General features: G+C 43.4%; 20 protein-coding genes. 3 read left to right on the top strand and 17 right to left on the bottom strand.

What is annotated here, in order from left to right; translation table 11 throughout:
• Positions 1 to 122 precede the first annotated feature (122 nt).
• From NSQ29_RS04525 to NSQ29_RS04495, 7 genes are all read right to left on the bottom strand, one after another.
• On the bottom strand, positions 123 to 995 hold the full coding sequence (locus NSQ29_RS04525; RefSeq protein WP_042190530.1) for a carbohydrate ABC transporter permease: 873 nt from the start codon (positions 993 to 995) through the stop codon (positions 123 to 125).
• 1 nt (position 996) lies between these two features.
• Complete coding sequence (locus tag NSQ29_RS04520) at positions 997 to 1917, bottom strand: carbohydrate ABC transporter permease (RefSeq protein WP_042129891.1); 921 nt, start codon at positions 1915 to 1917, stop codon at positions 997 to 999.
• A 117-nt stretch (positions 1918 to 2034) separates the two neighbouring features.
• Positions 2035 to 3363: a response regulator gene (locus tag NSQ29_RS04515; protein WP_076300845.1), complete on the bottom strand. Its 1329-nt coding sequence runs from the start codon at positions 3361 to 3363 to the stop codon at positions 2035 to 2037.
• 19 nt (positions 3364 to 3382) lie between these two features.
• A complete protein-coding gene (locus tag NSQ29_RS04510) occupies positions 3383 to 5176 on the bottom strand; it encodes a cache domain-containing sensor histidine kinase (RefSeq protein WP_445253136.1) in 1794 nt (597 codons plus the stop codon).
• A 1126-nt stretch (positions 5177 to 6302) separates the two neighbouring features.
• Positions 6303 to 6941, bottom strand: coding sequence for a beta-phosphoglucomutase (pgmB, locus tag NSQ29_RS04505; RefSeq protein ID WP_042190540.1), 639 nt, complete (start codon positions 6939 to 6941; stop codon positions 6303 to 6305).
• A gap of 32 nt (positions 6942 to 6973) precedes the next feature.
• Positions 6974 to 9256: a glycosyl hydrolase family 65 protein gene (locus NSQ29_RS04500; RefSeq protein WP_341124459.1), complete on the bottom strand. Its 2283-nt coding sequence runs from the start codon at positions 9254 to 9256 to the stop codon at positions 6974 to 6976.
• A complete protein-coding gene (locus NSQ29_RS04495) occupies positions 9253 to 11559 on the bottom strand; it encodes a glycoside hydrolase family 65 protein (RefSeq protein ID WP_341124458.1) in 2307 nt (768 codons plus the stop codon). Before NSQ29_RS04495 ends, NSQ29_RS04500 begins: the two co-directional genes overlap by 4 nt.
• A 418-nt stretch (positions 11560 to 11977) precedes the next feature.
• Here NSQ29_RS04495 and NSQ29_RS04490 point away from each other — a divergent pair, with 418 nt between their 5' ends.
• Positions 11978 to 12703: a Crp/Fnr family transcriptional regulator gene (locus tag NSQ29_RS04490; protein WP_042129903.1), complete on the top strand. Its 726-nt coding sequence runs from the start codon at positions 11978 to 11980 to the stop codon at positions 12701 to 12703.
• 272 nt (positions 12704 to 12975) lie between these two features.
• Here NSQ29_RS04490 and NSQ29_RS04485 read toward each other — a convergent pair whose 3' ends face one another.
• The 10 genes from NSQ29_RS04485 to NSQ29_RS04440 form a co-directional block, all read right to left on the bottom strand.
• Positions 12976 to 13767 carry a formate/nitrite transporter family protein gene (locus NSQ29_RS04485; protein WP_341124457.1) on the bottom strand — a complete coding sequence of 264 codons (792 nt, stop codon included), beginning with the start codon at positions 13765 to 13767 and terminating at the stop codon, positions 12976 to 12978.
• A gap of 52 nt (positions 13768 to 13819) precedes the next feature.
• A complete protein-coding gene (locus NSQ29_RS04480) occupies positions 13820 to 14140 on the bottom strand; it encodes a nitrite reductase (NAD(P)H) small subunit (protein WP_042190549.1) in 321 nt (106 codons plus the stop codon).
• Between the two features lie 33 nt (positions 14141 to 14173).
• Positions 14174 to 16597 carry a nitrite reductase large subunit NirB gene (nirB, locus tag NSQ29_RS04475; RefSeq protein WP_341124455.1) on the bottom strand — a complete coding sequence of 808 codons (2424 nt, stop codon included), beginning with the start codon at positions 16595 to 16597 and terminating at the stop codon, positions 14174 to 14176.
• A 218-nt stretch (positions 16598 to 16815) separates the two neighbouring features.
• Positions 16816 to 17526, bottom strand: a complete 711-nt coding sequence (locus NSQ29_RS04470; protein ID WP_339266364.1) for a hypothetical protein — start codon at positions 17524 to 17526, stop codon at positions 16816 to 16818.
• 153 nt (positions 17527 to 17679) lie between these two features.
• Positions 17680 to 17949, bottom strand: coding sequence for a hypothetical protein (locus tag NSQ29_RS04465; protein WP_341124454.1), 270 nt, complete (start codon positions 17947 to 17949; stop codon positions 17680 to 17682).
• Between the two features lie 132 nt (positions 17950 to 18081).
• A complete protein-coding gene (gene ric / locus NSQ29_RS04460) occupies positions 18082 to 18831 on the bottom strand; it encodes an iron-sulfur cluster repair di-iron protein (protein WP_341124453.1) in 750 nt (249 codons plus the stop codon).
• A gap of 202 nt (positions 18832 to 19033) precedes the next feature.
• On the bottom strand, positions 19034 to 19765 hold the full coding sequence (locus NSQ29_RS04455; RefSeq protein WP_339797688.1) for a hypothetical protein: 732 nt from the start codon (positions 19763 to 19765) through the stop codon (positions 19034 to 19036).
• 250 nt (positions 19766 to 20015) lie between these two features.
• A complete protein-coding gene (locus tag NSQ29_RS04450; RefSeq protein WP_042129916.1) occupies positions 20016 to 20333 on the bottom strand; it encodes a winged helix-turn-helix transcriptional regulator in 318 nt (105 codons plus the stop codon).
• Between the two features lie 124 nt (positions 20334 to 20457).
• Positions 20458 to 20781, bottom strand: a complete 324-nt coding sequence (locus NSQ29_RS04445; protein WP_042190561.1) for a hypothetical protein — start codon at positions 20779 to 20781, stop codon at positions 20458 to 20460.
• Positions 20782 to 20806: 25 nt separating this feature from the next.
• The gene (locus NSQ29_RS04440; protein ID WP_076284446.1) at positions 20807 to 21742 is read right to left on the bottom strand and encodes a Gfo/Idh/MocA family protein; all 936 of its coding nucleotides are present in this window, start codon (positions 21740 to 21742) and stop codon (positions 20807 to 20809) included.
• Between the two features lie 165 nt (positions 21743 to 21907).
• On the opposite strand from NSQ29_RS04440, the gene NSQ29_RS04435 reads away from it, so the two are divergent.
• Both NSQ29_RS04435 and msrA read left to right on the top strand, forming a co-directional pair.
• Positions 21908 to 22528 (top strand): TVP38/TMEM64 family protein, encoded by a 621-nt coding sequence (locus NSQ29_RS04435; RefSeq protein WP_341124452.1) that lies wholly within the window; start codon positions 21908 to 21910, stop codon positions 22526 to 22528.
• 99 nt (positions 22529 to 22627) lie between these two features.
• Entirely contained in the window at positions 22628 to 23614 is a 987-nt protein-coding gene (gene msrA, locus NSQ29_RS04430) for a peptide-methionine (S)-S-oxide reductase MsrA (protein ID WP_149646719.1), read from the top strand.
• Positions 23615 to 23643: the final 29 nt, after the last annotated feature.

The raw sequence follows: 23643 nt of genomic DNA, 5'->3' as shown, positions 1-23643 counted from the left end.
CTTTTCAATTCATAATTATCTTACATATCGATCATAAATTAGAAACCGTTTACAAACGAGGTGCATTTATATTCCTTTCATGTGCATGTTTACGATCCATGGTTAAATTCGTCGATAATTGCTTATCCTTTCACTGCCGACAAAGCAACCCCACGCATAATGAATTTCTGGAAAATCAAGAAGACAATGATTGGAGGCAAGGATACTATAAACAGGATTGCAAATTTAATATTAGTATTGAGTGCCTTCACATTAATAACGTATTTATAAATGGCTGTCGCAAGCGTATATTTCTCTTCACTGTGCATAACCAGAGATGGCCAGAACCAGTCATTCCACGCGGTAGAAAAGATAAAGATCGCTAATGTAGCAAAAATCGGAATGGATAGTGGCACGGCAATGGAGAAAAAGCTTCTCGGCTCAGAGGCCCCATCAATTCGTGCTGCTTCAAAGATTTCTGGATGAATCCCGTCAAAAAAGTTCTTTAACAATAGAAAGTAGAACGTGTTCGCTCCCGCAGGCAACCAGAAGGCCGCGTACTGATTTAGCAATCCAAGCTCCTTCAAATTGACAAAGTTCGGGATCATGTAACTGGTCGCCGGAATAAACAATGTCATCAGGAAGAAGAAGTAAATAGCTCTTTTGTAAGGAACATTCATACGAGAAATACTAAATGCTGACATTCCCAATACGACAAGCGTCACGACCATATTCCCTAAAAAGATATAAATGGTGTTTCTAAGGAACATGGGTAGATCAATGTAATTCATCGCATCTTTAAGATTACTGAAGTGCCATTCCTGAGGGAAAAAATGCGGCGGGAATGAATTCACTTCTTGATTCGACTTCAACCCGTTGAATAACGTCATACAAATCGGGTACAGCATGCTAAAAACCATAACCAAAATGACTACGCACATCAAGCCATAAACAATCTTATTACTTGTTTTTTTCAAATCGTGTTCTGAAAGAATTCCTCTATCTGCGCTTTTCATCTTAGTAGTCCTCCTTGTTAAGCTTGAACTGTAAAATGCCCAAACCACCTAGGACAATGAACATTAACATGCCAAGCGCAGTAGCTGTTCCATAATCGAGTCTTGTAAATGCATATTTCACGATCAACAGCGCATAGGTAAGCGTAGTATTATTTGGCCCGCCATCAAGCAGCGCCATCTGTGACTGATACCCTTGTGAAGTACCAATAATTTGCAGGATCAGCATCAAAAAGATTAAATTACGCAGTGAAGGCAATGTGATGTACTTTATACGTGCCCATATACCTGCTCCATCAATCTCAGCGGCTTCATACCAATCTCTTGGAATGCTGAGTACAGCAGCTAAGTATATTAGCATCCCTGATCCGAACTGCTGCCATGTTTCCATAAACACAAGGGAAATCATCGACCATCTTGTATCTGTTAAGAAGGCAACCTGATCCACACCCATTGTGCCTAGTAACGCATTAATCGGGCCCACCGGATCATAAAGCCATCTCCACAGTCCATAGAGAACCACACCAGGCATTACGAAAGGAAGGTAAGCCGCTACACGTACAAAGCCCCCAAACTTTCTCAGCTCCGAGATCATGATGGCAAAAGCAATCGGAACCCAAAAACCGATAATAAGACATAGAAACATGTAATACCCAGTGTTCTTTAATGCGGTCAAAACATCTGGATCACTAAGTGCTCTACTGTAGTTCTCAAAGCCTACAAAGCTATTACCTTTCACAAAATCAACATGGTAGAAGCTGTACAGTAAGCCTTTAAAAATTGGAACCCACAAGAACATAATAAAAATAATTACGGCAGGTACGAGGAACATATATCCCCAAAAGTTTTTCTTCCAGCGGTTTTGCTTGTACGGTGTCCCCTTCAGCGTCGCCGGGTTTTCGGTTACTACTGCGGTTTGATTCATCAGGCTCCCTCATTCCATTGTTCTATCAGCATTTTTCGCAAAATGCTTCCTACCTTAAATTGTAGGAAATGAGGGTTGTACTGAACATGTCTATATCTACCGAAGTCATGAGTGTTTTTACTTCTTCAATTCACTGGGGCTAATCCCATAATATTTTTTGAAAATTTTACTAAAATGCTCGGGCGATTCATAACCCACACGTTCCGCAATTTCGTATCTGCGAAGATCGGTATTCAAAATCATCTCCCGACTTTCTTCCATCCGGAGCTTAATTACATATTCCCACAGGTTATAACCTGTATTTTTCTTAAATAGGTAGCTCAAATAATTGGGGCTAACATGATTCTTTTTAGCCACATCGTGAATAGTAAGTCCTTTTTGAGCATAGTTCTCGTCAATATATTCTTTTGCTTTTTGTACGATCAGATTGCTATGCGTATGAAGTTCTTCTACAGAAGGATCACTCGTGTAACTGTTCCAGTTGAAATCCCCATAATAGAACACGTAATGGTCACTATGCTCATTATTCCAAAGAATTGCATTAGAGGCCTGACGGTTCAACACGGCCATAAACGAAAGCCCCTTTAAAATCTGGCTAATGCCAATGACTACGTTCAGATGTAAATATTTATGGATATTAAAATGTAGACTACGACCAAGTATATCTAGCCTGTTGATTTGGCCGGCAGAAGAATCCTCATAGCTTTTTTCATCCCATTGAATAATGATCGTAATTTCTCCATCCGGCGCATAAAAGGCTATCGAGTTCCATTCCTGATCCATTAATTCTTTGGCAATGTTCAGCGCAGCATAACAAAGAAGCCGTCTGTCCCGCATAGTATACTGCTTCTCCTGATTCACTCCAGACAGTGGCACCTTAAGTTTTAAGACGGAAAAATACGGCCCTTGTAGCTTCAGGTTATCCAGCTTCAGCAGGTTATCTCCTTCAGCTAGTACAACCCCAGGGTCAATGAGCAATTCGTTCAAGAGCTTGCTATATTCCGGCAGCGGCTCTTCCAGTCGAAAGCTTTCGTTAATTCCAGACATGAAGACATCTAGTTCTGGTGAAGGCTTCCCCATCTTAAGGAGCACATTTCGGACCGAATCCAAAAACTGCTCACTATTCAAAGGCTTGATTAAATAATCCTTTGCCCCGAGCCTAACAGCCATTTGAGCATATTGAAACGTCTCATGAGCAGAAATCACGATGGTCTGTACCCATGGTTTGGCTAGTTTGGCATGCTGCATCAAATCAATTCCACTCATCGCACCCATCTGTATGTCCGTAACGAGCAGATCAATTTCCTCCATACGTATACAGTCTAGTGCTTCAAATCCGCTATTAGCTGTATAGATATTAGAAATATCCAGCCCGGATGAAGCTAATAAATTGCTCAATCCTTTACAAATCAATGGTTCGTCATCCACAACCAATATATTGAACATATCTGCATGCTCCCCTTCCTTAGTCCTGATTCTCCGATTTCGGAAGCTTAACTGTTACTAGCGTTCCGCCTTCTGTACGAGGGGTATAGCTGATGCCATAATCAGAGCCAAAATGTAAATGAATACGCTGGTTAATATTGCGGATACCATAACCGCTAGTGGGATTGGGGCTTTCATCATTCAATACAGCTTCTATGGCTTCATAGTCAACAGACTTATAGCCGTTATCTTCAATAGAGATCCTAACGGTTTCATCCTCACATACTGCTGTGATGGTGATCTCACCATCCTCACCCATATTTTTAACCCCATGAATAATAGCATTTTCTATTAATGGCTGCAGCGTGATTTTTGGAATTAGGTTGCTTTTCGTATCCGGGTGAATATTCATCACAACTTGAAATACATAATCATAACGGTGCTGCTGTAGCTTGATATAGGCCGTTGCATGCTCCAGCTCTTCTTCAAGGCTGATCAGCTCCCTTCCCCGACTAAGACTGATCTTCATTAGTTTGGACAATTCCTTGATCATCTCGGCGGATTCGACATTTCCTTCTAAAGAGCTTTTCCAATAAATGCTCTCTAGGGTGTTGTAAAGCAAATGAGGGTTGATTTGTTGATATAGAAGTTGAAGCTGGGATTCCTTCTGTTTAAGCTCCATCTGATATTTGTATGTGATTAATCCGTTCAGCCTTCGGGCCATATCATAAGTAGAAGCAATCAGCACACTGACCTCATCGTTACTCCCCCTCCGTGGTGTCTCTGGAACTCGATTACCCGGCTCGTATTTTCGCACGAAAAAAGCCAGCTTTTGCAAAGGAGTCATTAATGAACGCCAGAAGTACGTAATCATAATTAGTCCAAATACTGCATAAGCCACGGTGATATATTGAATAACACTTTTCATTTCGTTCTGTTGCTGCAGTAGCGCCTTTACCGGAACTTTGTAGACCAGTTTTTGTCCAAGCGCATGGTTATTGTTAACCACATAGATAAAATCGGAGGTAATCACATCCACAGTACCTTCCAGATCCTCGGCAACAACCGTCTCCGGCAACGCAATTACTTCTCCAGTATTATTCGTAGTAGAGGCGAGAACACGGTTGTTTAAGTCTGTTAAGTAAATTTCGCCGTCAGGCAAAGATATCGATTTGAGAGATTCTCCAATTTTAGAGTCCATTTTGGTGATGACCAAAACCCCTATAGTCTCCGCTTTTCTGGAAATGTTGTTTACAGCTCTCATGTAAGTAAGTGTCTTTAAATTCTCCGCTTGAGCGCTTAGCCTCTCCGTGAACTTCAATGAGCCGCGTCCTTTCTTCTGAACAACCTCCTCAAACCAGTAAGGCTCTTCGGCTTTAGAAAAGAAATAAACTCCCGCCTTCTTAACCTGTGGAAAATTGGGAGCAAAAAAGTAATAATCATTCGGATCGTATATATAAAGGGAGTAATAGATGCCATCACCACGTTCAGCCCCCTGAGAGTAACTGACCAACAGCTTCTCTATTGTCTCATATCGTTTGACCCGCTCCAGTATGGTATCCGAGCCAGTCATATTCATTTGCTGAATCAGAGGATTTTGAATCACGGTGGTAGTGATTTTATTTACTGTATCGATATCCCGATTAATGATCGTAAAGTTCTGCTTGTTCAATTCCACATATGCATTCGTAACATGGCGCTTCAGTATTTGTTCTGCCTTCAAATTCCCATATATGTTCAAAAAGAAAATAGGAGAAATCATAATCAGGAATAGTAGGATGAGCTGCTGCTTGACGCTCAGCTTTCGAATCAATCTAATCAGCCTAGACAACACTATAGTCACACCTCCGGGTTAAATAACTATATCAAAGGGATAAACGCTTACATATGTTCATTTTAAAGTTTTTTATGGTCATTTGTATGTAGTTTTTTTCTGTTGTACGGATTTGAATGAGAGGGAATCATGGTGTCATTACGAGGAAACTTTGGACTTACGGCCGCTGTTGTCTCCAGATTTTCTGATTTATACCGCCACTGGCGGATAAAATCCGGAGACAAAGGCGGACGCTTTCGCTCCTCCAGTTCCAAAATTCCTCTCCATGACCTTCTTCCCTCTCAAAAAAACCGAAAACAGAAAAAAGGGAGGGCGGGCAGGGACCACTGCGTGGGGCTTTGGGGGACACTTATAACTGGTCATTTCTAGGAAGGATTATGAGGGTACGGTGATATAGACGTCACTGCGTGGAGCGTTTGGGCTTACGATCGCTGTTATCCTCAGATTTCCTGATTTTATACCGCTGGGCGGTAGAAATCCGATGATAAAGGCGACCACTTCGTTTCTCCAGCTCCAAACCTCCACTCCGCAACTTCATCACGAGAATTCTTAAAACCCGCAAACAGAAAAAAGGAGGGCGGCAGGGGCTACTGCGTGGGGCTTTGAGGAGTTTTGAGGTACTTCTATATGTCATACCTTCAATCCCCGTTTGCCATCCTTTTTGAGCATTCTGCGTTCATGCTGAAACTTTGCATTGGTCCAGCGGACTCAGATGCAGTTATATGGTCAAATCATGCCTTTTTGAGAGACATTCGGACTAGAAAGCCGTTATCCGCCTTGATTAGGAGGAATATCTAGCATTTTCGAACACATAACGACTATGGGGTCCGATAGCATCACAAATGTACGGAAATCTTGCAAAAAAGGGCTCTGGGGTCCGTAAGGGTTCGTGTAAGTGCGCTACGATTAATGCTTTTTCCATCCTCGTATCATTTAATAATGCACTTTTGCAGGTTTAATCCCCAGTTAAGTTACTAATTAGTCAACCATCCACATCATTGAAGTATACTGTGCTTCTTATCCACTTGATTCGTTCCTTACATTTACGTAAAAAAGGCCCACCCCCAGTAGAATTCACTACTTGGGGGCGGGTCCAGCACCAATTATTCAAAAGACTAAAGATAGCTTAGTCTGTCAACAACTCATACAATCCTTTTACCACCATATCGGCTTCCTTCAGCACTTCCGGCTTACCTATGCCTACTACCTTCATACCTGCAGCCTTACCTGCTTGAACGCCCGCTTCCGCATCCTCAAACACGACACATTCGTCCGGCTGTAAGCCTAGCTCCTGACCAGCGATCAAGAATACCTCCGGGTCCGGCTTGGCAAGTGACACTTTGTTACCGTCAACTACGGCATCGAACAGATCCGTAATGTTCAGCTTATTCAAAATAAACTCTGCATTCTTACTAGCTGAACCTAACGCAATTCCAATCCCGCGCGTTCTCAGTCCTGTTAAGTATTCTTTGACCCCAGGAAGCAGTTCCGACTCCTCAAGCTTAGAGATGTACTCTACATATAGGCGATTCTTCTTCTCCGCCATCGCAAGCTTTTCCGCTTCTTCAAATTGTAGGCCACCAACTTCCAGAAGGATATCGAGCGATCTCATCCGGCTCACGCCCTTAAGACGTTCGTTATCCTCCTCTGTAAATGTAAAGCCTAGCTCGTCAGCAAGACTCGCCCAAGCCAAATAATGATATTTGGCCGTATCAACGATAACACCGTCCAGATCGAAAATGGCACCCTTCATATTTTGCAACATGGATTTACTTCCTCTCCGTTGTTAGTTAATGTCTATACTGTTGCTTCAGCCAAGGTTAGCCGCAAGCTCTCACCTGCACCACAGGGCTTTCCTTCTCGCCCTTGTACCGAGAACACCAGAGTCCCGCTGTAGTCGGCTGCTGTGATAACTGTAACTTCATCCTTGCTGATCCGCAGCTTAAAGGTATTCCCCCGAAGCGTAACCGGAAGCTCAACAGACTGCCAATGTTTAGGCAGTGAAGGTTTGATATGGACAGTTCCCCCATCATAATCCAACCCTGCAAAACCAAGCACCGCAGCCATCCAAGCACCACCGTTAGCGGCTGGGTGGGTACCACCGATATAAAGATCGCCTACGTACTGCTTAGATTCTCCCGTGAGATCAACAGTAGCCGTGCGCATAAAATATGGATATCCCCAATCCGGCGAACCAATATCGGCAGCTACCAAAGCGTAGATACAAGGACTAAGACTTGACCCATGCTCGGTGCGCGGTTCGTAGAATTCCCAGTTCGCTTGTTTCACTTCCTTGGTGAAGGAATGTTTGAATAGATTTAACATCAGTACGACATCCGCTTGCTTCAGTATTGTTGTGGTTGTGGCTAATCCATTACCGCCACCCAAATACTCATTTTTGTTAAGTACACGGGATTTCAAATCTGGCAGCCTAACATCTTCTAAGGTGAAGTAACGGTCGAATTGTTCGATGACAAGACTGGCAGGGTCTGGCTGAGGAACATAGAAGCTATCCAGCATAGCTTTGAACTCTGTCAGAAACGGACCTTCGCTAAACTCTGTAGAGAGTTGATTGTACACTTCCGGATACTTATCTTGCAGCAATTCTGCTGTGCGCAAGGCAATCTCCAGTGTCTCCTTAACCAGAGCATTCGTAAAAGCATTATTGTTCACACGCTCATGATATTCGTCTGGACCTGTTACATCTAGAATCTCGAAGCGTTCTTTTACTGAATTATAGTAAGCATAAGAGTAGAAGAACCGGGCACATTCCCAGATCACTTCCGCCCCTCCGCTAGTCAGCAGACTCTCGTCACCTGTAAATTGAACGTATTTCCAGATCCCATGTACAACATCTCCACTGATATGAACCTGCTTATCGCGGAAATAAGTCCGCATTGGTCGACCGGTAAATACATCATTCACATTAAACAGAGTACAAGCATCGTCTCCTGTATCCTGACTTTCCCAAGCATAGAATGCTCCCAAAAAACCATATTCCGCGGCCTTCCGGCGAGCTCCGTCCAAGGTATGAATCCGGTACATCATCAGGTTGCGAGCAACCGTTGGATCAGTATGCAGGAAGAAAGGCAGCATAAACATCTCCGTATCCCAGAATACGGCCCCTTTATAGACCTGACCCGATAAACCTCGAGCCGGGATAGAAACCTTTTCCGAAACTGTAGGTGCAATAATTAACAGCTGATAAATACTGTATCTTAGAGCAAACTGGGCATCCTCATCACCTTCGATAATGACATCGCTAAGTGACCATCTTTCTTCCCACTGCTGGCGATGAGCCTGTAATAACTCGTCATAACCGAGCGATTCTGCAGCTAGGACAGACTTTACTGCTTCTGACTCCGGTACACTAACATCAAGTCCAGTATATACCGCAACGTACTTAAACCATTCATAGGTCTCACCCGCACGCGCTTCAAAAGAAATCCGGCGAATACTAGCGCCCTCATCCAGTTGCTGATCTCCGAAATTAAATACGGCTCTCTCCGCCACAACTACCGGAATGTTCAATTCTCCACTAGTGGAGGAAGAGACTAGTACCTCACCCTGTGACTGTACTTTTTGACCATAGAGGTGGGGACCATTGATATCCCATACATCTACGTCAATCCCGGTCTCAATCACAATTTGGCAGTCCTGTGTACTATGGATAGAGTATTTACTAACGAGCAGGTGAAGATTGTCCTGGCTTACGAAACGATCTGCTGTAAATGTCAACATCCCACCATCAGATAGACTATAGCCAGTGCTCCGATGATGAATGGCACTACGAATATTCAGCTCCTGAACATGAGAGCTCGGTTCACGCTCTAGCACACTTAAAGGTTGACCGTTGCAGACAATCTTGGTCCATAATCCATTTGGAGCATTGACAGGTTCTCTCCACTTCTCTCCCGCTTTGTCATATAGACCAGCTAAAGTTACGGCAACTAACTCAGTTTTACCGAATTCCTCTAGTGTCCCGCGATATCCCATATAGCCATTGCCTAACATATATTTGTTCCCGTTCGTCGTCACAAGTTGCTTGTCAAAACAGCTATCCCTAACCGCCCAGCTCATCGAGCCAACATCCCTTCACCTAGCGGAAGCGTCGTCCCGGAAGCGTCCACCGTAATTGACTGCCCATACACTGTAATATCAGTGCTACCCCCATTAATTGCGGTGAGCGTTACTGAAGTCTTGTTGACCAAAATACGTAGTAATACCCCTTCATACATCACTTGGAAGCTATACTCGTTCCAGCGCTCCGGCAATGAAGGCTGGAAGGACAAACGATCCCCATCTGAACGCATACCTCCAAAGCCATACACAATATTCATCCAAGCGGCTGCAATCGAAGTCGTGTGCAATCCTTCGCGTGTGTTACGGTTGTAATTGTCTAAATCCAGTCTTGTCGCAAATTCAAAGAACGAATAGGCTTCTTCTGGCTTGCCGATTTCGCTTGCCAGTATGGAATGGATCGAAGGTGAAAGTGAAGACTCATGAATACATCTAGACTCGTAATATTCATAGTTAGCCAGCTTCGCTTCTTTAGAGAATTGTCCATTATATAAGAACATAAACATGAGAACATCCGGTTGCTTAATCATGTCATAACGGTACAATCGATCATACGACCAGTTCGAGTAGAGCGGAAACTCTGTTACAGGAATGGAATGAATATCAATATGTGGCATATCGAAGAATCCATCATGCTCCTCAAATACTCCTGTCACTTCGTCAACCGGAATCTTCATATTGTCTGCTTTATTTTTCCAATCGCTAAGCTCTTCGTCACGGAGCACCGTCTTTTCCGCAACCAATGCAAAAGCCTCTGGTGCCTGTTTTTTCATTTCACTCAGGGTGTCTAGCGTGTATTCAAATGATTTTTGGGCCATCAAATTAATATAGCAGTTATTATTCACCATCAATTGGAACTCATCAGGACCCATTACGCCAAAATATCCATATTTTCCACTCTGTTGACCCCATTGACCGCGTGTAGCATAGAATCTACTGATCTGGATCAGCATTTCAGCACCTTTACTGTGCAGGAATTCTTTATCCCCAGTATTTTTGACATAATGCCAGATACCATAGGAAATAGCAGTCCCTACATGAAGCTGAAGATTTGAATGCTGCCAGAGATCACAGCTTTCTGTTCCGTCTATTGTAGCAATAGGGTAGCAAGCGCCATCGCAATCAACATCTTTAGCACGTTGCATAGCCTGAGGTAATGTCTTATATCTAAAGTCCAGTAAACTCCGTGCAGCCTTAGGATTATTAAACATATAGAATGGTAAGCAATACGACTCTGTATCCCAGAACGCCAAACCACGATACACTTCTCCAGTCAATCCTTTAGCGCCGATGTTGAACCCTGGATGATCACCATGATAAGTCTGATAAAGCTGGAAAATGCAAAAACGAATGCCCTGCTGATTCTCAGGATCGCCCTCAATCCGAATATCACTTGTCTCCCAGATACCATTCCAATATGCCGTCTGATCCGCGAATATTTGAGTATCGCTCAGTTGGCTTGCACTTTCAGCAAGAGCTAGCCCTTTGCTCCACAGCTCTTCAGCTGTATGGGCAGATTCACTATCCGAACAGTTGATAACCAGCTTTGTAAAATGGGTCGCTTCTCCCTGAGCAAGATCCATAGTAAAGCTTTGTCCAATAAATTTATCATGTTCAACTCGCGTAAGCTGAAGCGGCTGTGAAGATTGTAACGAAAAGCTAGAGAATAGCTTGTTAGCTGTATTCACTGTTCTCGCCATAATAGCTGTGGTAGATCCTTGTTCTCCACTGCGGAGACTACTCCACATACATTCACCGCGTTCCTCATGAATAATGCTGAAATCAAGACCTGCACAAATGTCCACGCTGCCCGAGAAATTAAGGGGCTCAAATTCCACCCGCTGTAGTCCCAGATGAGACATCGTCATACTTACCAAGCGTGTAAAGACAACTTTTAAGATTTTTCCATCATCTAGGTGCCAGATTAGCTCCCGCCGATAAGTCCCACTACGAAGATCCAGTTTGCGCACATAATCCGATATTTTACTTTTTGCCAGATCAAGCTGTTCACCATTCACAGTGATCCGTGTATACAGCCAGTCCACCGCATTTACCATATATCTCAGCGAGCGAATAATCCCCTTATAATGATTGCCAATGTCCAATTGTTCATTTAGCCCGTTGAAATAACTGCCTTGCAGGGAATCCCCAGAGTAACCTTCCTCAGCATACCCCCGCACACCCATATACTCATTTCCCAGTGAAAAAATAGATTCCGAGGTCCGATTTCGTTCTGGATCAAAGCCCTCTTCAATAATTGCCCAAGGATCTACCTTAAGATATTTGTCCGCCACTTTAGCCATGTATGATTTCCCCTTCTCCTGGTTTTTGCTCCATTCTCAGGATATCGTTCCATACCCGTTGCGCCAATGTCTGACCTTAATGAAGATGTGTGCATTTATACGGAGTTGAAATCGAACGGATTTCTATATCATGAATTTTTGCAGTATAATATGTAGAATCTAATAAGAGCAAAAAAAACAGCAACAGACCCATTATTTGAGAATAATGGATTGCCACTGCTGATATATAAAGAACATATACTTCTTACTCCTTTTTAGTTAAAAATCATATTACATCTAGCACTTTTGAAGTGAAAATAATCACAATGTTGAAAATTCGACACTTTTAAATGGTTTTTCTTAACCAAATCGAAGATTTTAGAGGTATAATTAATTTAAAATTTACTGAAAAACTGAGGGAATAAAGGGGATGTCGATTATGCTAAAAGAACATTACAATGTCATCGAAGCCCACGGAAATACAAACTGTTTCTCCGAACAGAATTTCAACAGACTTCTTGTTACTATGAAAGAACGCGTTGTTCCAGAGGGTTCACATCTTTTCTGGGAAGGCGACTACTCGGATAAATTGTTTTATATCAAACGTGGACGTGTGAAATTAACTAAATCAACGGATGAAGGTAAAGAACTTATTCTTTATATGTACCAAGCCGGCGATATGGTAGGTCAAGCGGACCCATTCTTCAGCACCAAGCACAGCTTTACTGCAGAAGTGATTGAAGAAAGTGAAGTTGGCGTTATCGAGCAAAAGGATTTAGAAATTCTCATTTGCCAACATTGTGATTTTGCCATCGACTTTATGAAATGGATGGGCATTCATCACCGTCTAACTCAAACGAAATTCCGTGATCTGATGATGTATGGCAAACCAGGCGCACTTTGCTCCACTCTCATTCGACTTGGTAATACTTATGGTGAGAAGAGCAGCGATGGTGAGAACATCCTCATCAACAAAAAAATTACGCATACAGATCTGTCCAACATGATCGGTGCCACTCGTGAGAGTGTAAACCGGATGCTGAGTGACTTGCGTAAAAAAGACGCGGTTGAGTACGAGAACGGTATGATTGTCATCAAGGATCTTGGCATGCTGCAGGAAATTTGCCACTGCGAAATGTGTCCAAACGAGATCTGCCGAATTTAATTCCATTATAATGTACCCTCTATTCTCCTCAATGAAACATACATGACCCAATTATTCTGCACATTATAAAATAGAGTGGTCAAAGGCGCCTAACATAGGCGTCTTTTTTTATCCCACAAGACAAGCAAAAACGCCTTCGGCGTCCCTAATGGACGGTAAGCGTTTATGCGAGAAATATAAGGATAATTTATAGCGTGAAACTTATACTTTCTTATATTTAGAAAAAGAGCTGAACCCGAAATTAGGTCAGCCCTATAACCATAAATATACTCTTAACGCTTGATCTGAGTACCACGCACGGGAGAGATCATCCAGTAGGCCATGCCGACGAATACGCCACCACCAATTATATTCCCTAATGTAACGGGTATCATATTGTGCATCCATCCGGCAATTGTAACGGTGTCCGGGTGATTCGGGAGCAACACAGCAACACTCAGCAGCGTCATATTAGCCACACTGTGCTCATATCCACTCGCAATAAAGGCAAACAAACACCACCAGATTAGAACCAGCTTCGCAGTTTCACTTTTAGCGCGTGAGGCCATCCATAGCGCTAGACAGACCAGCCAGTTACATAGAATTCCACGGAAAAATAGCTCCGAAAACGGAAGGCTCATTTTCTTGACTGCAGCCGCAAAGATCAGATGCTCTGGGGGAGCCGCACTGAATAGTCCAGTTCCTCGAATCAAAAGTGCTAAAATCACTGCCCCTACCACATTCCCTACAAACACAAGCACCCAGTTCTTGACAGTATCCCAGATACTTGTTCTACCAGCTAGTGTACTAACCGTAAAGAACATATTATTTCCGGTAAACAGCTCTGAGCCTGCAAACACAACAAGAGTCAAGGCAATACCGAAGGATGCACCCATAATGAGGGGTTGGAAAGGCGATTTGGCAGCCGCTAGAGGCGCTCCCAGCGAAAAAATAAGGATAATCCCAATGCCTACATATGCTCCTGCCAAAAGGGCTGCTAGAAAATATCTTGGTAAACTTTCATTCATTTGGTCTCGCTTGCTGACTGCCGCCTCGACAATGTTTTCCACACTTTGAGTAAACATAATACTCCACCCCACCGTTTTCTATTTCATCCTTTACTACAAGCTTCGGTGTCTACAAGCTCACTGTCACAATGTCTCCGACAAGGGAGACTGGATAAGTCATAACGATACCTTGATCCGGTGCCTGAACTTCACCCGTGCGAAGATCTATTTTCCAATCATACAGTGGATCATAAAGAAAGTGACCCGAAACGATCCCTTCCGCAAGCGGCCCCCCTTTTGGATGAGGGCTCCGATTCTCAAGTGCATAGATCGCTCCGTCAGAGGTACGAAATACAGCCAGCTCCACATTTCCAGCAATCACCACACGGCCAATCTGCAGCAGGAAATCCTGTACTGATCCTATTGGATACGTTTGTGTTGTCTTATTCATTGGTCTCTCCCCTTCTGTGTGCGTTATATCCCGCTAGACTCTTGTTTCTTCAAAAAGCGCAGCACGAGTGCTGCTGTCATTGAGCATTTTTTTCCAAGGATCCGTAACCTGAGTCAGAGCAAAGTCAATCCGTGCGGCCAGCTCTTTGCGGTTATCTTCATTATTCAAAATAACCATTTGAATCTGCTCAAGTCCCATACGCTCAACCCACTCGGAAGTTCTCTCCAAATAATTGCCGGTCTCACGGTAATATTGCATCACAGCGGAGCACACTTCGATCAACTCTTCATCGGTCTTAATTTTGCAGAAGGAGTCTGCGATCCGTGGCTTGATCCCACCGTTACCACCGATAAACACTTCCCAACCACCATCATTTCCAACGATGCCAATATCCTTCGTGCAGGATTCCGCACAGTTACGTGGACAGCCGTTGACAGCTATTTTAAACTTGGCAGGAAAATCAAGACGTTCATACTTACGTTCTATGAGCGCGCCCATTCCCAGCGAATCTTGTGTGCCAAAGCGGCAGAACTGGGAGCCCACACAAGTCTTAACCGTACGTAGCGACTTGGCATAACCATAACCTGATGGCATATCGAGCTCTTCCCATACTTTAGGCAAATCTTCCTTTTTCACACCGATTAGATCCAGGCGTTGCCCTCCAGTTACCTTCACAACTTTCACATCATATTTAAGGGAAACATCAGCGATTTTCTTCAAATCCTCCGGCGTAGTTACCCCACCATACATGCGTGGTATCACGGTGTAGGTTCCATCTTTTTGAATATTGGCACCCATTCTTTCATTTACAAATCGGGATTCTTTCTCATCTTGATGGGTATCAGGGTTCATCATCCCTAGATAATAGTTAATCGCCGGACGACACTTGGAGCAGCCTTCCTCTTGTTTCCAACCGAGTACATTCATGACCTCTTTTGTTGTTTTAAGACCTTTAGCTGTAATTTCAGCAACAATTTCATCACGGCTAAGCGTTGTGCACCCACAAATACCTTGCTTAGCAGCTTGCTGGAAACTGTCGCCTAAGACAAATTGCAGGATTTGTTCTACTACGGGTTTACAACCACCACAAGAGCGAGTAGCGCCAGTGCATGCTTTGATCTCATCCACAGTAGTAAAACCATGTTCAGTGACAGCATCTACGATCGCTTTTTTAGTTACACCATTACAGCCGCAGACAATTTCTTCGTCCGCCATTGCTTCTACGGATGTGCTCTTCTTAGCTCCGCCACCGCAGCAGCCTGTTCCCATAACCTCCGTATAAATCTCATCGGTCATTACCGCGCCTTGTTTTACTAGCTTTTGCAGATTCGCGGACTCCGTTACATCACCGAACAAAACCGCACCGACAATCACATTATTTTTGAGCAAAATTTTCTTATAAGTTCTCTTCCATTCATCTTTGCTTGAAATCACAGTGTGTTCAGGAGAATCCAAAAACTCACCTGCAGAAAATACATCCACCCCAGATATTTTAAGCTTCGTGGAAACAATCGAACCTTCATAAGGCTTGGTATCGCTACCACATAAATGTTTAGCTAGAACCATGCCTTGTTCAAATAGTGGAGCCACCAGTCCGTAACACATACCACGATGCTCAGCACATTCGCCGATGGAATATACATTCTGCATGGAAGTTTGCAAATAATCATCCACCACGATCCCACGATTTACGGAGATTCCGCTATCTTTTGCCAATGTCACGTTCGGTTTGATTCCAACAGCCATTACCACAAAATCTGCAGCAAGCGTACTGCCATCACTAAAACGCAATCCACTTACTCTCTGTTCCCCGCTCAATTCTATCGTTTGTTTGCCCATAGCAAATTTCACGCCTTGACGCTCAAGCTCAGCTTGCAGCATCGAGGAGGCATTCCGATCAAGCTGACGCTCCATCAGATCTTCCATCAAATGAACTACGGTAACATCCATACCAAGGTTCACAAGACCTTTTGCCGCTTCCAACCCAAGCAAACCCCCGCCGATGACAGCCGCTTTGCTGTATTGTTTGGCCGCTGCCAGCATCGCATCACAGTCTGAAATGTCTCGGAATCCTACAACGCCCTCTTTATCACTGCCAGGTACAGGTAAAATAAACGAATTCGAGCCTGTCGCAATAATTACCTTGTCGTAGGGGACTATCATCCCACTATCCGTAACAACTTGCTTCGAGCCTTCATCAATTCGTGTGACCGTTGTTCCCGTGTGTAGAGTTATATTATTGTCTTCATACCAATTCCAGTCGTTTAGGATGATATCATTAAGGGTCTTACTTCCTTCAAGAACATAAGACAACATGATCCGATTGTAATTGGGGTGAGGTTCACTTCCAAAAACCGTGATGTCATAAGCTCCACCCAGCTTCAATATCTGCTCAATCGTACCTATGCCTGCCATACCGTTGCCGACTAATACTAGTTTTTCTCTTATCGTTGTCATGGTAAGGTGCCTCCTCAAGCTTATGAATACCTGATCAATTTCTCTTCTACATATTGGAATTATACGGTTCAAATTCAAGTCGTCATTGTGATTGCAGTCACTTTAATTGTGAATATTTTCACACTTTAGTCTACTGATAATTGTTAGATAAATTTTCCACATAAAAAGCCAGATTAACGATTCTGAACAACCGTTGATCTGGCTTAATTTACGATTTTTTAGCGTAAAGTCAATAAAATCTCCAATTCATCATGAGCCCTGAGCTTCATATCCATTCCATCATCAAGTAGTTGTTTTCCGTTCACCTTCAGCTTCCATTCTTCATTACTAAGAGGAGTATAATCGTCGACGGAAAGCACCTTTTTATTGTCATCGGCCAACTGTACGCTACTACAGCTTTTGAGCAAATCTCTTACAGTTAAATCCTCTTCAAATAACATAATATACGTATGATGCAAGTCTACTTCAACACTTCCACCGTTCAAGGTCAGCCTTACAGTTTGAAGTGGTGCTTGATGGTCCTTCGACTTCGCGGTGAAGACTAGCTGTGAATCATACCCTACAGTATTATTCCAATCCGCATTCCCAATGATTTGACCGCCCATCTGAAGCTCCCAAACCATTCCCGCCTCTAGCGAAAAATCCTTTACCGAAACAATGCTTGAGTTATCCTCAGCAAATGTGGCAACATTACTACCTTTCAGTAGCTCCATGATCGATATTCCATTTCTATAACTCCCACTAAGTAACCTATCTGATGGTTTAGTAAGCAGTTCATTATCTCCAACCCTTATCGATATTGTCGGTCCCTCTGATCCTGCCACACCATTATTAGCATTACTATTGCCGTCATTGTTAGTAGAGCATCCACCTATTATGAATACAATGACTAATCCTAACATCAATTTCCACAAAGATCGCATGGGCATCCTGGCACCGCCTTGTCCCGCCTAATGACCATATAGCGTCTCAGGCTTGTAAAGTTATGTATACTGTCTTTTTAAGGATAACTTAAACAAGCCATGTTCTCAAATAAGTAATAACAAGCTTACTTCTAAAATTGACAAAAACTTTTTAAAAAGCTAACCTCTATCCCCCTCTTTCTGCTCATTCGGCGCTATCTCGCATATTCTAGGGGATTTATCCCCCTCTTTCTGCTCACTCGGCGCCATTTCACATATTCTGGGGGATTTATCCCCCTCTTTTTGCTCATTCGGCGTCATTTCGCATATTCTGGGGGATTTATCCCCTTCTTTTTGCTCATTCGGCGCTATCTCGTAGTCCGCTTTTAAGCAATCCTTCCGCCTGCCTGCCTGCCTGCCTGCCTGCCATCCATCCATCCATCCATCCATCAATCGATCTTACCCATATTTTTCACGATCATTTCTTCTACCTTTTTCAACGGAGTTATCCGCATTTCTTTACATTCTATAATTCCCTATAAAAAAAGCCCCCTAAGGGACTCTTTAGCACACTATTCATCTTCACTGAAACCTAGGGAACAATATATTATTCTCCAAATGTACGTGTTCAAAAGTCATACTCTCCAACTCTTCCAGCCGGGCATATGTCAATCGATAGGTCGTGCAAGCATGCGCCGGTGGAGTGAAATCATCTGTAATACTACGTATTTTTCTCAAAATATCGCCCGCACCATCATGCTCACTCTCCAGCTCAGACAATGACTCACGAAGCGATGTCAAGCCTTCTTCACTAGGATTAGCAGCGTATGTCAACAGCTTAGGAAACTCATCTTCTTCTTCTTTAGCCGTATGCTCAAGTAAATCTTCCTTAAGTGTGTTGAACAAGTTATATAACTCCACCAAATGGGGAGAATCTCCGCCATGCACTCGATACACCTTAGTTACATTTTGGCTAATGAGGGGTAGCTCTTCACGAAGATAACGGTGGTGTTTGTTAATAATATGGTCAATTAACTCTTCTGAAGGTGCAGTATTCCAAGCGATTTCCTCTTGGGGTACTGGATACTCTTCGAACAGCTTGTTTAGATCGCCGATGATTATCTCGTGATCCAGACCACGCTCAGCAGCTGCTTCAGCAAGAGGTTTAGCTCCACCGCAACAGAAATCAATCCGGTTTGCTTTGAAATAATCTGCCGCTTTAGGGAACTGTAATACAATATCCCTCACTAGTGCATCTGGGGTAAACCCAGCTTGTACCGATTGTGCTTGCTTCGAATCCGAAATACTATCATTAAGTTGTTTAGTTTCCATTATAGCTCCTCCTTGGGTTATGGGATTAGGTTCTGAATAAATCTTATCCACTTGTTCACCTTAACCCTGAAAGGAACTTTGACTTGTGATTGTACGCACGGAAATTGTATCTTATTTTTGAACGAAATTGGAGATTGATGTACATGCAAAGTAAACGCAAAAAAAAGCACCTTTGCCTACAAAGGTGCTTTTTCAACTCACTTTATTGCACATAAGCCTGCATATACGTCCGCTGTCCCTTTGAATCCTTCAAATAAGGTCCCAATCCGGCAAAACGGGAGTGATCCATATAAACACCGGTCATCCATCTGCCTTCCGTCAAGCCACCATTCCATTTAAGGACAAGATCAGGTGCGGAAATCCATTCCTGAAAGACTCGTATATCCTGATCTTTGTATTCTTTACATGGCTTAGACCGCTCAATAAGGTGGAACTCATTAAGATAAGTTGGAACGAAATAAGAGGATATCGTATGCAAATCATCATCGTCAAAAAAAGGCTCGTCGCCTAAAAAGGGTTTGAATAATACGGTATTCTCGTACATGGACCAAATTAAAGCTTGAAGCACCATACTCTGGCGAATACCGTTATGGAACTTATATTGTCGCCCATGATTCGCCGCATTTACATCTTGTGGAGGTTCCGTGGACTCCAGACAGTGCCGTTCACAACCAATACACTTCCAGCCGGTCGGACTTTGAATCCATTTTTGAAAAATAGTCCCACTATCATTGTTTCCTTTGTAGAGTGAAGAGATAATGCTGTATGGCACGCCAATCCACGCATCCCATAAGGAATCAGGAAGATGGCTATGCAGCATGAACAACGTCTTGTCATAGATGAGCTGTACTTTGATAGAAGCATTCTCTAGCTCAGCAACATCCTTTTTTCCATACGTTATTTCCCGGGAAAACAGGGTCGTCTTCGTCTTCATCTCCCTCGCCTCCTAATAGTTTTGCTATGCCTGTACTCCAGCTGAGTAGATTTGAGCAAAAACCAATACGCGAGCGTTTCCATTCAAGGATCATACAATGTTTTTCTATTATATTACAATTATTTTTAAACTGTGCAAGTTTTTTTCAAGCATAAAGGATTGGAACAAAACTGTCACTGTCTAATATTTAGAAATTGAAAAGCCCCTTTTCCACCATTCCGGAAAAAGGGCCACAACATTACTGTGAATTTTAGTCTACCCAGCTCTCAGCCCAAGACTGAATCTGCTGCATAACAGGCTGCAATGCACGGCCTTTGTCTGTTAATTCGTACTCAATACGTACGGGTGTTTCTGGGTATACATGCCTAACCAGGATACCCTCACCTTCCAAATCCTTCATCCGCTCGGACAGCATCTTATCGCTCATTGAAGGAATGAGGCCGGAGATATCTTTAAAACGCTTCGGTCCACTCATCAATGTCTGAATAATAAGTCCATTCCAACGTTTGCCTAAGAAAGAGAAGGCTGTTTCAAATCTGGGACACATCGCAAATTGATGTTCTTCCATTGTTCTCACCTCTCACTAGCGAAACTTACTATTAGTTAGTATATATAATATTAACACATTTTAACCATGATGAACATCGTTTACCGAAAAAAGTTCATCTGACTCTATTATTATATCCCCAATGTCAATCCCCCATTGGTCCTTTAGATCCCCTTAGAGCAATAGCTTCAGTTACGATTTGTGCCAAGTCATCATTTCCAAAAAGCGAAAGCACACCCAAAACGGTGTCATCAGAAATGTCCCCCGCTTCCTCCGCGGAAACCGTGAGGGCAAGTGCCTGACGCAAGGCTTCATTCCCTTCCTGCTGCGGATAAGCCTGCAAGTATAGAGCATGTGGATCGAGTCCATTATTTACACACCACTGAGCGAATACAAGAATCATCATCTCTTCTTCGCGCTTATAGCTTTCGATGATCTGTTCCTCCACTAATTTACGGTTATCCTCCATATATTCTTCTCCTTTCTCAGAGACCTCATTCAGCAAGCTGTGCCGCCAGCATATGACTAGGCAGTACCGCTGAAGCAGCAATGCTGCATAGCTCCGGTGTATTTATGTTGCTAAGAAAATTATTCACCACTCCACTAAAACCTCTTCTATCGAGTACAGTATCCCAGCTTCCAAAGCCTTGAATATGCGGTAAGGTATCTTTTTCAAAAAGAATGGCTTTTTCTAGATCCACTACTTCCACCGATCTGCCATTTCCGTGCAGCTCAAGCTTCTCCAAATCCACACCAGCTTCACGAACCATACTGTACATCCCAACTGCACTATCTTTCCAGCCTAGCATTCCAGATGCCTGCAGCAGACGACCTTCACCACTAGAGTGAAGATGACTACGAAGCAGTTCATACTGATCTCCACACAACCACAACAGCAAATCAAGCATATGGATAAGATCATCATGCACGGTTTCGCGGCTGGTGCTTGTCTGTAGCTTCGTTCGATGTTTAATCGCACTGCAATGGCTAATTCCGCCAACTTCTTCAAGCCATTGCTTGGCGGTGACATACATTGGGGCAAAACGGCGATTAAAGCCCACTCCTAGCAAAAGCCCCTTATCTTGTGCTAGCTCTGCCATCCTTCTGGACTCTTCTAGATCATAGGAAAGTGGTTTATCTACATATACCGAAATCCCACGTTCGAGACATTTTGTTACTATATCATAATGAGTAGTTGTTGGGCTATGTACAAATACTGCATCCAGATCCCAAGATAGCAGCTCTTCCAGATTAGTCGTCCCTTTAGGAAAACGGTAGGTATGAACGGCCTGCTCTACCGTTGTCGGTGAATGACTAAGAACACCAACTACCTCGGCATAATCATGCTGAGAGAGCAGTGGTAAATATACTTTGCGGGCTATATTGCCGATTCCTATTATGGCGACTCTTTTACGTTCAGGTACAATCACTGATCCATCCCCCTCTTAACACTTCAATATATCGTTCTTTTCTCTTTGTTCTCTACAAATGCTATTATACCTGCTTCTCATTCTCTGACAATTGATCTTTGCTTCAATATTTACTTCATATCCCGTATGATGAGATGAATGAGTGGAAGAAGGGGCATATTATCTATGAAGAAATGGTTCTCGATTGTTCTTTATGTTTCGGGTACAATCCTTGCGTTTATCTACAGATATGACATCCTAAGCTGGATGAAAGAGGATCATAATCTTTTCAGTTCTATAGGGATTGCAACTTTACTGGCCCTGTTTCCAGTTGTCCCTTATAAAGCTGTCATCGGATTCTTCGGTTATGCATACGGAAGTTTAGCGGGTGCCTTGATTTGCTGGCTAGCTACAAATTTGGCTGCCGCAATCCTTTTTGGCGTTGTGAAGTACTTGTTTCAAAGCCAAGCGAGAGCTTATTTAGCCTCTATTCCCGCACTCGAAAAGTTCACAGTAGGAATTGAGCGGCGACCTTTCGCTTCGATTGTCCTAGCACGACTCGTGCCTATCATTCCCCAAACAGCTGTTAACATCTACGCTGGAGCAGCTGGTCTGCCTTTTTGGAGCTATATTGCAGCTTCCGGCATAGGAAAAATACCGGGGATTGCATTATACGCTTTCCTCGGAGATCATCTGTTCCAGGACCCTGTAAGTGCGGTTATTGCCATCATCGCCTATGTCGCTGTGCTAATTATCGCTGGACTGAGCTTGCGTCCGCGCTCTCAAGAAGCGAAGAATAACCGATAGCGAAAGAACTTATCGGTTACAAACTGGCAGGCAGTTAGTATTTGCTTTATAATTAAATTGTGATCTATTTAATTGCATTATGTGAATGGAGGGATATCAATGAGTGAACATCAGACTAACCATATAAATACCAAGACAGAAAAAGCAACCTTTGCAGGTGGATGCTTTTGGTGCATGGTCTCGCCGTTCGAAGAATTGCCAGGTATCATTAGTGTCGTCTCTGGCTATACCGGCGGTCATACAGTGAACCCAACCTATGAAGAGGTTTGTTCTGAAACGACAGGACATGTTGAAGCTGTACAAATTACGTTCAATCCAGATATTTTCCCTTATAGCAAGTTACTTGAGCTGTTCTGGCAGCAAATTGACCCTACCGACGCAGGTGGACAATTCCATGATCGCGGGACTTCTTACGGAACAGCAATCTTTACCCATTCGGAGGAACAAAAAGAACAAGCAGAAGCTTCCAAGGCAGCTCTGCAAGCAAGCGGTCGCTTCTCTAGTCCGATCGTAACCCCGATTCTCCCGGCAACCACCTTCTATCCTGCCGAAGAATATCATCAAGGTTACCATCATAAGAATCCAGGCCACTACAAACGTTATCGCAAAGGTTCTGGCCGAGAGGATTTTATCGAAACCCACTGGACACATAAAGAGGACAAACAAAGTTTGAAAGAACGTTTAACCCCTCTTCAATATGAAGTCACTCAGAACAGTGCAACAGAATCTCCTTTCCGGAATGATTTTTGGGATCACCATGGAGATGGTATTTATGTAGACATCGTATCTGGCGAACCGTTATTCAGCTCGCAGGATAAATACGATTCCGGTTGCGGCTGGCCAAGCTTTACTCGTCCCATCCGGGACTACGCTGTGAAAGAAAAGACGGATCTCAGTCATTTGATGGTCCGCACTGAAGTGCGCAGCAAAGTAGCGGATTCGCATCTAGGCCATGTCTTTGACGATGGTCCCGGAGAAAACGGTTTACGCTACTGCATAAATTCGGCGGCGCTACGATTTGTACCGAAAGAGGATTTGGAGAAGGAAGGATACGGGGAGTATCGCATACTCTTCCAGCCTGCCTAAACATCAATCCTCAGCACATAAAGAAACGG

This window comes from Paenibacillus sp. FSL F4-0236, from assembly GCF_038000135.1.
Taxonomy (GTDB): domain Bacteria; phylum Bacillota; class Bacilli; order Paenibacillales; family Paenibacillaceae; genus Paenibacillus_AQ.
This window is presented reverse-complemented; position numbering and strand designations above follow the sequence as displayed.